Annotated in this window: 14 protein-coding genes; 12 read left to right on the top strand and 2 right to left on the bottom strand. The window is 40.4% G+C overall.

Translation table 11 applies throughout. The annotated features are described in order from the left end of the window. Nucleotides 1-217 precede the first annotated feature (217 nt). From J4N25_RS09010 to J4N25_RS08985, 6 genes are all read left to right on the top strand, one after another. Nucleotides 218-1,888, top strand: a complete 1,671-nt coding sequence (locus J4N25_RS09010; RefSeq protein WP_207421864.1) for a glutamine--tRNA ligase/YqeY domain fusion protein — start codon at nt 218-220, stop codon at nt 1,886-1,888. A gap of 50 nt (nt 1,889-1,938) precedes the next feature. Then, nucleotides 1,939-3,219 carry a replication-associated recombination protein A gene (locus J4N25_RS09005; protein ID WP_207421863.1) on the top strand — a complete coding sequence of 427 codons (1,281 nt, stop codon included), beginning with the start codon at nt 1,939-1,941 and terminating at the stop codon, nt 3,217-3,219. A gap of 1 nt (nt 3,220) precedes the next feature. After that, nucleotides 3,221-4,006, top strand: a complete 786-nt coding sequence (locus J4N25_RS09000; RefSeq protein WP_207421862.1) for an SDR family oxidoreductase — start codon at nt 3,221-3,223, stop codon at nt 4,004-4,006. A gap of 96 nt (nt 4,007-4,102) precedes the next feature. Next, nucleotides 4,103-5,077, top strand: a complete 975-nt coding sequence (locus J4N25_RS08995; RefSeq protein ID WP_207421861.1) for an alpha/beta fold hydrolase — start codon at nt 4,103-4,105, stop codon at nt 5,075-5,077. 68 nt (nt 5,078-5,145) lie between these two features. Then, nucleotides 5,146-5,820 (top strand): rhomboid family intramembrane serine protease, encoded by a 675-nt coding sequence (locus tag J4N25_RS08990; protein WP_207421860.1) that lies wholly within the window; start codon nt 5,146-5,148, stop codon nt 5,818-5,820. 35 nt (nt 5,821-5,855) lie between these two features. Then, on the top strand, nt 5,856-6,500 hold the full coding sequence (locus tag J4N25_RS08985) for an HD domain-containing protein (RefSeq protein WP_207421859.1): 645 nt from the start codon (nt 5,856-5,858) through the stop codon (nt 6,498-6,500). 11 nt (nt 6,501-6,511) lie between these two features. Here the strand turns inward: J4N25_RS08985 and J4N25_RS08980 are convergent, their stop codons facing one another. Further along, nucleotides 6,512-7,399 carry a UbiA family prenyltransferase gene (locus tag J4N25_RS08980; protein WP_207421858.1) on the bottom strand — a complete coding sequence of 296 codons (888 nt, stop codon included), beginning with the start codon at nt 7,397-7,399 and terminating at the stop codon, nt 6,512-6,514. 50 nt (nt 7,400-7,449) lie between these two features. On the opposite strand from J4N25_RS08980, the gene J4N25_RS08975 reads away from it, so the two are divergent. The 6 genes from J4N25_RS08975 (at nt 7,450) to J4N25_RS08950 (ending at nt 13,237) form a co-directional block, all read left to right on the top strand. Beyond that, nucleotides 7,450-8,541 (top strand): type III polyketide synthase, encoded by a 1,092-nt coding sequence (locus J4N25_RS08975; protein WP_207421857.1) that lies wholly within the window; start codon nt 7,450-7,452, stop codon nt 8,539-8,541. Between the two features lies 1 nt (nt 8,542). Then, nucleotides 8,543-9,256, top strand: coding sequence for a methyltransferase domain-containing protein (locus J4N25_RS08970; RefSeq protein ID WP_207421856.1), 714 nt, complete (start codon nt 8,543-8,545; stop codon nt 9,254-9,256). Then, the gene (locus tag J4N25_RS08965) at nt 9,237-10,358 is read left to right on the top strand and encodes an NAD(P)/FAD-dependent oxidoreductase (protein WP_207421855.1); all 1,122 of its coding nucleotides are present in this window, start codon (nt 9,237-9,239) and stop codon (nt 10,356-10,358) included. The genes J4N25_RS08970 and J4N25_RS08965 overlap by 20 nt, the downstream gene beginning before the upstream one ends. A 103-nt stretch (nt 10,359-10,461) precedes the next feature. Continuing rightward, nucleotides 10,462-11,508 (top strand): sensor histidine kinase, encoded by a 1,047-nt coding sequence (locus J4N25_RS08960; protein WP_207421854.1) that lies wholly within the window; start codon nt 10,462-10,464, stop codon nt 11,506-11,508. Between the two features lie 60 nt (nt 11,509-11,568). Further along, nucleotides 11,569-12,216: a DUF47 domain-containing protein gene (locus J4N25_RS08955; RefSeq protein WP_207421853.1), complete on the top strand. Its 648-nt coding sequence runs from the start codon at nt 11,569-11,571 to the stop codon at nt 12,214-12,216. Between the two features lie 10 nt (nt 12,217-12,226). Next, nucleotides 12,227-13,237 (top strand): inorganic phosphate transporter, encoded by a 1,011-nt coding sequence (locus tag J4N25_RS08950; RefSeq protein WP_207421852.1) that lies wholly within the window; start codon nt 12,227-12,229, stop codon nt 13,235-13,237. A gap of 80 nt (nt 13,238-13,317) precedes the next feature. Here J4N25_RS08950 and J4N25_RS08945 read toward each other — a convergent pair whose 3' ends face one another. Then, nucleotides 13,318-14,499, bottom strand: a complete 1,182-nt coding sequence (locus J4N25_RS08945; RefSeq protein ID WP_207421851.1) for an anhydro-N-acetylmuramic acid kinase — start codon at nt 14,497-14,499, stop codon at nt 13,318-13,320. Between the last annotated feature and the right edge of the window lie 46 nt (nt 14,500-14,545).

Here is a 14,545-nt window from a genome sequence, read left to right as displayed (position 1 = left end):
TAAAGATAGTGGTTATTGATGAGTTGGGAAATTATTTCTACAACTTATAAAAATTTTAATTAAAAGTATTTATAGAGAACTTCCTGCTCAACCCTTCTTTAGAGCTGCACACGTTTACATTGCACTTATACTTGATTTTTTGCGAAAAGTTATCACATAATAAACATTAGTATGCCAAAAATCATTTTATTACTTTTGTAGCCTTTTAAAACAGCTTATGAGCGAAGAAAGATCCTTAAATTTTATAGAAGAAATTATTGAAGAAGATATCAGAAATGGTAAAAACGGAGGCCATGTACTTACACGTTTCCCTCCTGAACCGAACGGCTATCTACATATAGGCCACGCTAAATCTATCTGCCTTAATTTCGGACTTGCTATAAAATACAATGGCAAAACGAACCTTCGCTTTGATGATACTAATCCAGAAACAGAGGAAACTGAATATGTAGAAAGTATCAGGGAAGATGTAAAATGGTTAGGTTTCGAGTGGGCAGAGGAACTTTATGCCTCTAACTACTTTGACCAGTTATATGAATTTGCAGTTAAGCTTATTCAAAAAGGACTTGCCTATGTAGACGACAGTACGCCAGATGAAATAGCTTCGCAAAAAGGCACACCTACCGAACCGGGTACTCCTTCTCCTTACCGCGATCGTTCCATTGAAGAAAACCTTCGTCTGTTTTCTGAAATGAAAGATGGCAAATACCAGGACGGAGAAAAGGTTTTGAGAGCGAAGATTGATCTTGCTTCTCCAAATATGCATATGCGTGATCCAATTATGTACCGTATCCGCCATGCTCATCACCACAGGACTGGAGATAAATGGTGCATTTATCCAATGTATGATTTTGCTCATGGACAGTCTGATTCAATCGAAAACATTACTCATTCAATATGTACGCTTGAATTTATTCCTCACCGTCCGCTATACGAATGGTTCCTTGACCACCTGGAAATATTCCCGTCAAGACAGTATGAGTTTGCGAGATTGAACATGACCTATACCGTGATGAGCAAGCGCAAGCTACTTCAATTGGTAAACGAAGGATTTGTAGACGGGTGGGATGATCCACGGATGCCTACTATCAGTGGTCTAAGAAGACGAGGCTTTACAGCTCATTCTATACGTGACTTTTGTGAGAGAATAGGTGTTGCTAAAAGAGAGAATATTATAGATGTAAGTCTTCTTGAATTTTGTGTTCGCGAAGATCTGAATAAAACAGCCTGGCGCCGGATGGTTGTCCTTGACCCTATTAAACTTGTGATCACAAATTATCCGGAGAGTCAGGAAGAAATGCTTCACGGTGAAAACAATCCTGAAGTTGAAGGCGGAGAAGGCTCCCGTGATATTCCTTTCAGCAAAGAGCTATGGATTGAACGGGAAGACTTTATGGAGAATGCTCCGAAGAAATTCTTCCGTCTGGCTCCTGGTTTAATGGTACGCCTCAAACATGCTTACATTGTTAAGTGTGAGGATTTTGTTAAAGACGAAAACGGCAATGTTACCGAGGTTCATTGTACCTATATTCCTGAGTCAAAATCAGGGCAAGATACTTCAGGCATTAACGTAAAAGGGACAATCCACTGGGTAAGTGTAAAACATGCTGCAAGTGCGGAAGTAAGGATTTACGATAGATTGTTTCGTGTGGAAGATCCTGCCGGAGAAGAACGGGATTTTAAAGAACTGATAAACCCTGAAAGTTTACAGATCATTCCAAACGTATTCATGGAACCTGATCTGGCAACAGCTCAACCAGGAAAGGGCTACCAGTTTATACGGAAAGGATATTTTACCTTAGACAATGAATCCACTTCTGACAACCTTGTATTTAATAGAACAGTGAGCTTGAAAGATACCTGGGCGAAGGAAGTTAAAAAAGGATAAAGGAATGGGTCGGATGCTTCCGACCTCAATTCCTATCAAAACATCATATAATGCCTACCATTCCTCCTTTAGCAGAACGAATGCGTCCAACTTCTTTGGATGAGTATGTTGGACAACAACATTTAGTAGGTCAAAATGCGATTCTAAGAAGAGCCATAGAGAGCGGGAATCTCCCCTCTCTTATTTTATGGGGCCCTCCCGGGGTTGGAAAAACAACGCTTGCTTTTATTATCTCGCAGCAATTAAAGCGACCTTTCTTTAGCTTAAGTGCAATAAATTCAGGAGTAAAAGATGTACGGGAGGTAATTGACAAAGCAGCCAGATTAAGAGAGTTTGAACAGAACTTACCGGTGCTTTTTATAGATGAGATTCATCGTTTCTCTAAATCTCAGCAAGATTCTTTGCTGGGGGCAGTGGAACGGGGATTGGTTACACTGATCGGGGCAACTACAGAAAATCCTTCTTTCGAAGTTATCTCGGCGTTACTATCGCGCTGTCAGGTTTACATACTTAAGCACCTGACCGAAGACGACCTCGTTCAACTTATAAGCAGAGCTTTAAAAGAAGACAAATATCTTTCCCAAAAACAGGTATCGATCAAAGAACATGAGGCATTATTACGGCTAAGTGGAGGGGATGCCCGTAAACTCCTTAATGTTCTTGAAATAGTAATAAACGCAATAGGGAAAGAATCTCTGGAGATCACTAATAAACTTGTACTTGATAATGTTCAGCAGAATCTTGCATTGTATGACAAAGCTGGAGAACAGCATTATGATATTATATCTGCCTTTATAAAATCTATTCGAGGAAGCGATCCGAATGCTGCTGTTTACTGGCTTGCAAGAATGATTGCAGGGGGAGAAGATCCTTTATTTATTGCAAGAAGGTTACTGATCCTGGCTTCAGAAGATATTGGTAATGCCAATCCTAATGCACTTTTATTAGCTAATAATTGTTTTCAGGCAGTTAATGTTATCGGGTGGCCCGAATCCCGGATAATCCTATCACAAGCAGTAGTGTATCTTGCTTCTTCTGTTAAGAGCAATGCGAGCTATGAAGCAATTAATAAAGCACAGGAATTGGTTGCAAGAACAGGAGATCTTCCGGTCCCTCTTCATATAAGAAATGCTCCGACTAAACTGATGAAGGATATAGGTTACGGTACTGAATATAAATATTCGCATGCCTATGATGGTAATTTTTCTGACCAGGAATACTTTCCAGATAAATTAACAGGCACCCGGCTCTATGAACCAGGCAATAATGCTGCTGAATTAAAACTTAGGGAGCAGTTGAAGCGTTTGTGGAAAGACAAATACGGCTATTAATATGAATTTGGATCTAACCGGAAAAAGAGCTTTAGTTTGCGGAAGCACTCAGGGAATAGGAAAAGCATCGGCAATGGAGCTAGCCCTATTAGGAGCAAGTGTTACCCTGGTGGCCCGTAATGAAGAAAAACTTAAAGAAGTAATCAAACAATTACCAGCTGATGATACGGAATCTCACCATTTTATCGTTGCAGACTTTACACAACCGGAAGACTTGAAAGCTAAAGTTGCTGATTACATAGAACGCAACCCAATAGATATTCTCGTAAACAATACTGGTGGGCCAGCCGGAGGCTTAGCCATCGAGGCTGAATTAGAAGAGTACACAAAAGCTTTTTCACAACACGTGATTTGCAATCAAATCCTGGCTCAGTTGCTAATTCCTAATATGAGACAAGCAGGCTGGGGAAGGATAATTAACATTATCTCAACATCTGTAAAAACGCCTCTGAAAGGCTTAGGCGTTTCAAACACTATAAGGGCTGCGGTAGCTAACTGGGCTAAAACACTATCATTTGAGTTGGGAGGATTGGGTATTACTGTGAACAATGTTCTACCCGGAAGTGCTATGACAGGTCGCCTTGAATCCCTTATTAACAGCCGGGCAGAAAAAGAAGGAAAAACTTCAGAGCAGGTAAAAGCGGAAATGATTAAAGAAATTCCAGCAGGAAAAATAGGGACCCCCGAGGATGTTGCTGCTGCAGTTGCCTTCCTTGCGAGCCCTGCAGCAAATTATATTAACGGCATTAACATCCCGGTTGATGGAGGTAGAACTGCTTCCCTTTAAATCCTTTGACCTTCAGAGTGACGAACTTACGGCAAGCTGAATAAAAGCCCGACAGGCACTATTTCAAATTCAGGATTCTTATACTTCTGGTTAACGATGAAAACACTACTAGCTCTTCTATTTTCACTTACAGGCTTTTTCACTCAAGCTCAAGAGGATACACTTTCAATCACTCTTGAGAATGTTAAATATCCATATCCGGTTAGGTTTATGAATATAAACACCGAGGGACAAGATCTTAGGATGGCTTATATGGACATCAAGCCTGGTAACCCTAACGGAAAGTCGGTAATGCTTTTTCACGGTAAGAACTTTGCCGGATACTACTGGACAGATGTGATAAAAGCTCTTACAAGCAAAGGTTACAGAGTGATCGTGCCTGACCAGATCGGTTTTGGAAAATCATCAAAAGCTTTCATCCATTATAGTTTTCATTCTCTAGCCAGATTTAACAAGCAGCTTCTTGACACTCTAGGAATACAAAAGACAGCTATACTTGGCCATTCTATGGGAGGTATGCTTGCTACACGATTTGCTTTACTATTCCCTGATAGAACAACTCAGCTTCTCCTTGAAAACCCAATAGGCCTTGAGGACTACCGCAGCTTTGTTCCCTATATAAGCACCGAGGAACAGTACAAGACCGAACTGAAGTCGACAGCTGAAAGCGTGAAGAAATATTATGAAACCTCTTACTTTCCAAGTTGGAAAAGCGAATACGACTACCTTGTTAAAATAGGTGGAGGTGTATCTAGGAGCGCCGATTTTCCGAGATATGCTAAAGTATCAGCGATGACCTTTACCATGATATATGAACAGCCTGTGGTTCACGAATTTAAAAACATTAAAGTTCCTACTGTCCTTTTTATCGGTAAAGAAGACAAAACCATTGTTGGGAAAGGCTTATTGTCAAAAGAAGAACAGGAAAAGCACGGGCAATATAAGGTTCTTGGAAAAGAGACTGCTAAAAAAATACCAGGAGCGAAATTGATTGAGTTTGAAGGAGTGGGACATATTCCTCATGTTCAAATTCCGCAAGAGTTCGTCACTTCTTTACTGTCTAATCTTTAGCTCTTTGTTTTTAAACAATAATACTTATTTGTGAATTTTATCTTAGATTTTCATCTTAAACCAGAGCTATGCTTTTTCCCATAGGAGACGACCATGTTAAAGGACAGCATCGACCAGTATTTACCTACCTGCTTATAATTATCAATTGCTATTTTTTCTGGCAGGAGATACAGCTGAACGAAGAGCAATTGCAGAATTTGTTTTTCACCTATGGCGCTACACCTTCCCGGGTAATGCACGGACAGCAATTGTACACTCTTTTCACCAGTATGTTCTTACATGGTGGTTGGATGCATCTTATTGGCAATATGCTATTTCTTTGGATCTTTGGTGACAATATCGAGATATCAATTGGGAACCTTCGTTTCCTGCTATTTTATGTTGCAGGAGGTGTTGCAGCAGCCCTTGTTCATTGTATTGTTTTAAGTGGTAGTAACATACCGTGCATTGGTGCTTCGGGTGCTATCGCAGCTACGCTAGGAGCATACCTGGTAATGTTCCCATCATCGAAGATTAAAGTCTTTTTCTTCTTCTTTTTTTTCAGGGTATCTGCATTTGTTTTCCTCCTTATATGGATCGTTCAGCAATTAATGGGAGGATGGGATTCGTTGGGTGCTCAGGCTTCAGATACGTCAGGAGTAGGATACTGGGCTCACATCGGCGGGTTCGCATATGGAATTATTAGGGGATTTAATTTCAGAGCACGTAGGAAGCACGGAAAGGAAAGTTATAAATATTATTAAGAACTAGGAACAATACTGGCATAACAAAATTGGAGATGAGTTTTATAGACCAAACAGAGACATTTGTTAAGGAATCGCTTGGAGGAGCAGAAGGAGGACACGATTGGTGGCACATTTATCGAGTTTGGCAAACAGCAAAAACTATCGGGATCGAAGAGGGCGCTGACTTGTTAGTGGTTGAGTTAGCAGCTCTGCTGCATGATATTGCGGATTCTAAATTTCATGATGGAGATGAGGAAATTGGCCCGGCGAAAGCTCAGGAATTTCTGGAAAGCATTGGGGTTGAGGAAGCGACTATCGAACATGTCAAAGACATCATAAGGTACATGTCGTTTAAAGCTAGTTTTGGAGAAATTAAGTTTAGTTCAAAAGAACTTGAAGTTGTTCAAGACGCAGACCGCCTTGATGCCATTGGAGCGATAGGAATTGCGAGGGCTTTTAGTTACGGAGGATACAAGCAACGTGAATTCTACAATCCTGAAATTCCACCTAAGTTGAATATGACCAAAGAGGAGTATAAAAAAAGCGCAACTCCAACTATTAACCATTTTTACGAAAAGCTACTGCTGCTAAAGGACAAGATGAACACCTCTACAGGAAAGCGCCTGGCACAGGAACGCCACGAATTCATGGAGTTGTACCTGGAACAATTTTACGGGGAATGGGATGGTGTGAAGTAAGGGTCTGAGTATTAGATATTTAGGAAAGAACGGAAGTAGACTGTAAGGAAATAAAGCAACATTGAGGCTCCACTGGTGAGTGTCATTCTGCTCATATACTTAAAATTCGCATTAGTCTTATCTTTAAAAACCTTTGCAAACCAAGAAAAGAAAACATACCCTACCGGTAGTGTAAAAAGTAAAAAGAGCCAAAAGTTTGCAATACTTCCTCGGAACTCCCAGTAAAAGAAAACAAGTATCACCCCAACAAGGAATAGCATCCCCGAGAACATAAAGGATCCTCTAATCCCCAACAAAAGACTTAATGTTCTATCGCCGCGCCGGGTGTCTTCTTCATGCTGGTATACCTGAGTAAGTGGATAGGAGGCCCCGATTAAACAAGAACATATAAGTCCCCCTATAAGTACCTCTTTACTCCACATCTCAGCAATGCTAGTTCCTGAAAGAGCAGCAAGGCTTGCCCAATACACGAAGGCCCCTTGAAAAATGAAGACCACAAGAAAACTTGTTACCGGATTCTTCTTCAGCCTGACTGAGGGATGACTATACATTTTTGACAATAATCCATAGAGTACTGTACAAAAAGCAAATTCCAGACTAACTAAAAGTCCTAATACAAATCCGATAAGGTCAAATAGTAGAGAGAACCAGTAGAGGCTTTTGTCTACAGCAGGAGGCTTTTCCAACAGCGCTATACTGCCTTCATCCTTATCAAAATAACTGTTGTAACCATTACTTGCTGGGTAAACAAACAAGTGCCATGCGATAAAAACAAGTATTGCCGAAAATGGCCGCACTGTAACTGCTTGACTCAAGGCAAAAACAAATACAGGTAATAGAAAGAACGAAAACAGGAAGCGCATATGAAGCAATGCTGATTTCGAAGGCAGAATTGGCATGGGAAAAACCTTAAGAGTTTAAAAACGTTCTTGAAATTACAGAAATTGAAATGGGCAGCACGATAACCGCTATAGGAACAGCAAATCCTCAATACCGTTTTCCTCAGATGAAAATTCTTGAGTTTATGACGACTGCTCATAATCTCGACGAGCAAAACTCCTCTCGTCTGCGAAAACTTTACGAAGCTTCGGGTATTCATTTCAGGCATTCTGTTATTCCTGACTTTGGTGTTTCACGTGGCACTTATACATTTTTTGGAAATGAACCTAATTTAGACCCTTTTCCTGGCACTAAAGAAAGAAGTAATTACTATGAAAAAACGGCGAAAGATTTAGCAATTAAGGCACTTGATGACCTGAGTAATAACCTTCATTTCGACCTTATCGATGCCACTCACCTAATTACTGTCAGTTGTACCGGCATGTATGCACCAGGCCTCGATATAGATATTGTACAGGAATTGAAACTTGCAGAAAGTATTGAAAGAACTTGTATAAACTTTATGGGCTGCTATGGCGCGTTCAATGCCTTAAAAACTGCCGACTATATTTGCAGGGCCAATCCGGACGCTAAAGTTCTGATTGTAGATGTGGAACTTTGCACACTTCATTTTCAGCGAGAAAACACGATGGAGAACTGGGTAGCTAATTCATTGTTTGCAGATGGAGCGGCAGCAGTAATGGTTGAAAATGTCAAGACTAACAAAAAAGGTCTCGCCTTAAAAACCTTCTACAACCTGCTAGTAACAGACGCGAAAGATGAGATGGCATGGCGTATTGGTGATTACGGTTATGAGATGCGCCTTTCTTCTGGTATAGCGAAAAATATCGGGAAGAAAATAAATACAGTAGCAGACGACCTTTCGGCCAGGGCTGGAATATCACGAACTTCTATTAACCACACTGCCGTGCATCCCGGTGGCAGGCGAATTTTGGAGGTATGTGAAGAAATGCTTGGCCTACCGGAGGAAGCTTTGGATATTTCTTACGAAACTTTAAGGCAAAATGGAAACATGTCTTCTGTCACCATCCTCTTTATTCTGAAACGCTTTTTAGAGGAGACTGCTAAAGGAGAAAACATAATGACCTTTGCATTTGGTCCAGGATTAACTGTTGAAAGTATGATCCTTCAATCTATCTAAAATGCCTGATTTTACCCAACGAAGTAATCTCCCGGAAATGATGGACGACTTCCAACTTGGCAGTGACACTATTCACCCAATTATGGACGAGCTGGAGGTAATAAACAAATTGTTAGGGGGATATGCAGTTTTTTTTGACGCCTTAAAGAAGATTGGTGTTCGGGATAAGATGACGATAAGTGATTGGGGTTGCGGAGGCGGCGATTCATTAAGGGTTCTGGCAAAATGGGGAAGAAAAAAGGCTTCAAGCCTGAAATTTGTAGGTGTTGATGCTACTGCAACTGCGGTAGAATACGCTCGGCTTCATTCTTCACAATATTCGGAAATAGAGTACATACATGCTGACGTAATGTCTAACGATCTTAAACCAGATCAATTTGACATTGTTCTTTCAAGCCTGTTCACTCATCACTTTGACAATTCCGCTTGGATAAATCTGATCAGAAAAATGTTAGAGTGTTGCAAGAAAGCCGTTATCGTAAATGATCTGCACCGACACTGGTTTGCTTATCATTCTATCGGTATTTTAACTCATGCATTCTCAAAATCTCCCATGGTAAAGAACGATTCCAAGCTTTCTGTATTGAAAGGATTTCGAAGAGAAGAAATTGAAGAGCTGCTGTCAATAGCAGGCATTAGGAATTACGAGTTAAAATGGATGTGGGCGTTTCGCTGGCAACTGATAATTTATAAAAATGGCAATACTAACGCGTGATAAGCCAACTGTTACTATTATTGGCGGAGGTTTAGCTGGGCTCATTTGTTCTATTGTTCTAAGCCGAAACGGATTTCCGGTAATTCTTATTGAAAAAAAACAATATCCCTTTCATAGAGTGTGCGGGGAGTATATTTCTAATGAGGTTGTCTCCTTTTTGAAAAGGATTGATATCGACCTGTATCAGTTGAACCCCTCGAATATCACTCAGCTGGCAATAAGCTCTGTATCTGGTCAAATTTTTAAAACTAATCTGGATTTGGGAGGAGTAGGACTAAGCCGCTTCGTACTCGATGATTATCTCTACCGCACGGCTCAAGGTTTAGGAGTTGAAGTTGTTCTTGGGCTAAAAGCAACGGATATTACGTTTCATGGAAACGGTTTTGATGTACTGCTGGAGGATAGCCGGGTAATTACTTCAAACTTCGTCATCTGCTCTCATGGAAAGCGTTCCAATCTAGACAGGTCCAGGTCGTTTTTTTCACGCCGGAGCCCATTCATTGGAGTTAAATATCATATCAGGACTGACTTCCCAGCCAACCTTGTACAACTGGACAATTTTGAGAAAGGTTACTGCGGGACTGTTAAAATAGAAGATGAAAAGTATTGCCTTTGTTACCTATCCCATAATAATAATATTAAAAACTATGGCAACCTTAAGGAAATGGAAAAGGCTGTGCTCTTTAAAAACCCGATCCTTAAATCGCTGTTCGAAAGTTCCGAATTCCTGTATGAGAAACCGGAGGTGATCAATGAGATCAGCTTTGAACGGAAAACCCTGGTTGAAAATCATATACTTTTTTGCGGGGATGCAGCCGGCATGATAAGTCCTTTATGTGGGAATGGGATGGCTATGGCGATACATTCTGCTAAGATTTTGTGTGACACACTAAATGAAAACTATCTGCAGGAAAGAGCTGTCATAGAACAGATTTATCGCAGGAAATGGCAGCATCATTTTGCAAATCGCCTGGCAATTGGTCGTTTAACGCAGAAACTGTTTGGAGGTAAGGTAACCTCTGAGTTAGCTATTAGGAGCTTACGCACTATTAAGCCTTTATCAAATTTCATTATCAGGCGGACACATGGAGCTCCTTTTTAGTATACTTGTATCAGGATGAATATAAGCTTATCGCTTAGGTCAATATATCCTAAACTGCAAAAGAGATGAAGTTGTCTTGGTTAAAAAAAGAAATATTTGAGAAATGAAACTTAGGGTACTTGTATTTATTAATGCTTTTGTTGTTGCCCTTTCGCTTGGTTTAGTTAATTACTACTTTCAACATAGCCTAACTGATCTTGTCATCACTTTTATCATCACCCTTATCACTTGCTTTGTCGTATTTTATTATTTGATAGAACGCTACGTATATAGCAAGATCAAGTTGATTTACAAGCTGATACACAACCTTAAACTGGGAAAGGACCTGAAGGATGCTATAGGAGAATATGTAAGTAACGATCCTATTAACGATGTGGAACAGGAAGTAAAAGAATGGGCTAGGGTAAAAAAGATTGAAATTGAAGCATTAAAGCAGCAGGAGCAATACAGACGTGAATTCCTTGGAAATATCTCTCACGAACTTAAAACACCGCTATTTGCCATCCAGGGTTACATAGATGCATTGTTAGACGAGGAGGGACTTGAGGATCATGACCAGGTTGAGCATTTTCTAAGAAAGGCGGCAAAGAATGTTGACCGTTTAAGCTACCTGATCAAAGACATCGATATCATATCAAAATTGGAAAGCGGCGAAGTGCCGATCAACTTCGAAAAATTTGACATTTCTGTTTTAATAAATGAAGTTACCGAGCAGATGGAGGGGAAGGCTAATAAACATAAAATCAGTCTTATTTTCAAAGACAAATATGACTCGCCGACCTGGGTGAATGCCGACCGGGACAAAATTTGCCAAGTGTTGGTGAACTTAATTGATAATTCGATAAAATACGGAAAAGAGGGAGGCACAACATCCCTGAAACTATTCGAACTTCATGATCAAATCTTGGTAGAGGTTACTGATAACGGCGCAGGAATCGAAGAAAAAGCACTACCCAGGTTATTTGAACGATTTTTCAGGACTGACAAAAGCAGGTCGCGGCAAATTGGTGGTTCAGGACTAGGCCTTGCTATTGTGAAACACATATTAGAAGCCCATCAGCAAACGATAACTGTAAGAAGCACAGAGGGAGTGGGATCAACTTTTGCATTTACCCTAGAGAAAGCGAAACAAAATTTTATTCCAGTATAATGGCATCCTTAACATTAACTTAACATTGCTGTAATACCTTTGTAATGATTTATTAACATTATGGGTTTAAACGGCATATTCCAGTATTTCATTCCGAAGGATCGTAAATTTTTCCCTCTATTTGAGCAAGCAAGTGGTAATCTTATAAAGATTGGCGAGGCTCTAAATGATTTTGTTAACGCTACAGATGAAGACCGCAGACAGGAGATAGGGAAGATCATTGAAGATCTTGAACACAAGGGCGATGAAATCACTCACCAAATATTTTTAGAACTAGGCAAAAACTTCATTACCCCATTTGATCGCGAGGATATTCACGCCTTGGCTTCAGCTATTGACGACATAGCTGACTTTATCCATGGTTCAGCCAGCCGTATTCAATTGTATAAGGTAAAAGTAATGACTCCCCCTATTAAAAAACTTGCTGAACTTGTTTTGCAAGGTTGCCAGGACGTAGATAAAGCTGTAGTGGAACTCAAAAACCTAAAAAACATCCGTGTAATTACAGATTCCTGTGTCCGAATTAATAGCATGGAAAATCAGGCAGACTACATTTTTGATACCGCAGTAGGTGAACTGTTCGAATATGAGAAAGATGCAGTAGCGCTGATAAAATACAAAGAAATACTTTCGGCATTAGAAACTGCTACCGATAAGTGTGAAGACGCTGCTAATGTTATGGAGTCTATCCTTGTAAAGAACGCTTAAAACGAACATAATGGTAACTACCCTTTTAGTAGTTGTTATTATTATGGCCGTGGCGTTCGATTATATTAACGGATTCCACGATGCCGCAAATTCAATAGCAACTATCGTTTCAACAAAAGTCCTCTCGCCTTTCCAGGCAGTATTATGGGCTGCTATATTTAATTTCGCTGCTTATTTTTATTTCGATGACCATAAGGTTGCGAACACAATTGCCAAAACAGTTTTAGAACAATATATAACGCTACATGTGATTTTTGCCGGTTTACTTGCGGCGATTGCATGGAACCTGTTAACCTGGTACTACGGTATTCCTTCAAGTTCATCTCATACACTTATTGGCGGGTTCGGAGGAGCAGGTATGGCAAAAGCACTCACTATGGGTGATGCCGCACTCCAGGCCATTAACGTAAGTAAGATTCTAACCACCATTTCATTTATTGTACTCGCCCCTATCATTGGTATGATAATCTCGGTGATTATAACACTGGTAATCATTAATGTATGCCGGCATGCCAAGCCGGCAACTGCTGAGAAATGGTTCAAGAGACTGCAACTCCTTTCATCAGCAGCTTTAAGTTTTACCCATGGCGGAAATGATGCTCAGAAAGTAATGGGTATTATTTATGTGTCTATGGTAGCTGCCAACGTTATTACAAATGATGCTTCTATGCCCGAATGGATCCCTGTAGTATGTTATGGTGCTATCGCTTTGGGTACAATGAGTGGCGGCTGGAGAATTGTAAAGACAATGGGATCCAGGATTACGAAAGTAACTTCGCTCGAAGGAGTTGGAGCCGAATCTGCGGGCGCTGTAACCCTTGGTATTACCGAGCACTTTGGAATCCCTGTTTCAACTACACATACCATTACTGGTTCAATTATTGGTGTGGGTTTAACTAAACGTGTTTCTGCTGTTAGATGGGGAGTTACGATCAACCTGATCTGGGCGTGGATTCTAACTATACCAGTTTCAGCTACTTTGGCCGCCTTAACTTATTTTGTAATTAATTTTTTTCAATAAAGTTTATACGTTGAAGAACACGAATTACGCGAATTACACAAGTCATAACTTATTAGTAATTCGTGTAATTCGTTTATTTTTTAATCCGGCAAGCTAATCTTACCCATCGTTACTGCTGGGCCGGCTCCAGTATCTACTTTAGATCCACATACTGTTTCATTGGCTAATACTGCAAATAAAACAGCTTCTTTTGCGTCTGCACTAACTCCTAAAGATTCAAACCTATCTATTTTACATTGCGGCAGCAACTGCCGTAAACTGTTTATAAGATATTGATTATGACTTCCCCCACCGCTTGCATAAATTGCAAGTGACGGTGCATTACAACCCTCTTTTATCCCTTTTGCTATGGCCTCCGCTGTAAATTGAGTTACAGTGGTGATAAGATCCTCAGCCGCCAGGCCGGTACTTCCTGAATTTATTATGGCCGCTTCAAGGTAGTTGGTATTAAATAATTCCGGGCCTGTTGTTTTGGGAAGTGGTTCGTGAAAAAATGGATGTGCAATTAGTTCAGCTAATAGCTTTCTGCATACTTTTCCCCTGGCTGCAATCTGTCCTCCATCATCAAAAGGAATATTGAAATATTTTTTTGTTAAAAGATCAATCATCGTGTTTCCGGGACCGATATCGCTGCAAATTATCCCTCCACTCTGCAAAGCCGGCAGATAAGTAAAATTAGATATACCACCGATGTTTAACAAAACCCGGTTCTCCGAGGACGATGAAAAGAGAATATAATCACCGTACAAGGCCAAAGGTGCACCTTCTGCCCCTGCTGCAAGATGCTTTTGTCTGAAATCGCTGATCGTTATGATTCCCGTTTTGAATGCAATGTGATCCCCATCCCCTATTTGAAGAGTAGCATTAGGATAAGTGGTTAAACCATGGAATCGCTTCGGTGCATGGTAAATCGTTTGACCATGACTAGCTATAAAATTAACCGCAGAAGGATCAACTCCCCAATCTTTTAAGGCACGAAGTATCTGGTCTCCATGAACCTCTCCTATTTTTGCATTTAACAGTGTCACCTTCTCAAGGTCTACCTCACGCTTCGAAAATACAGATCGTAGGTCTTGCTTAAAATCCTCTGAATAGGGAAATGTAGCAGCATGAAGTACCTCAACACAAGTAGCCAAGCCACATCCAGTAAATCTGCAAAGAGCTATATCTAGTCCATCAAGGGAGGTTCCTGACATTAGTCCGACCACCAACCTCGCATCTGCCTGTGATAACTCGAAAAGGCGCTTCAAAAATCTGTTCATATTCAAATTAACAACATGTAGATTAGTAAAATAAGCTTGTTCTAAC

Source organism: Desertivirga brevis (genome assembly GCF_017355835.1).
The sequence above is the reverse complement of the archived record's forward strand: the minus strand, read 5'-3'. Positions and strand labels throughout refer to the sequence as shown.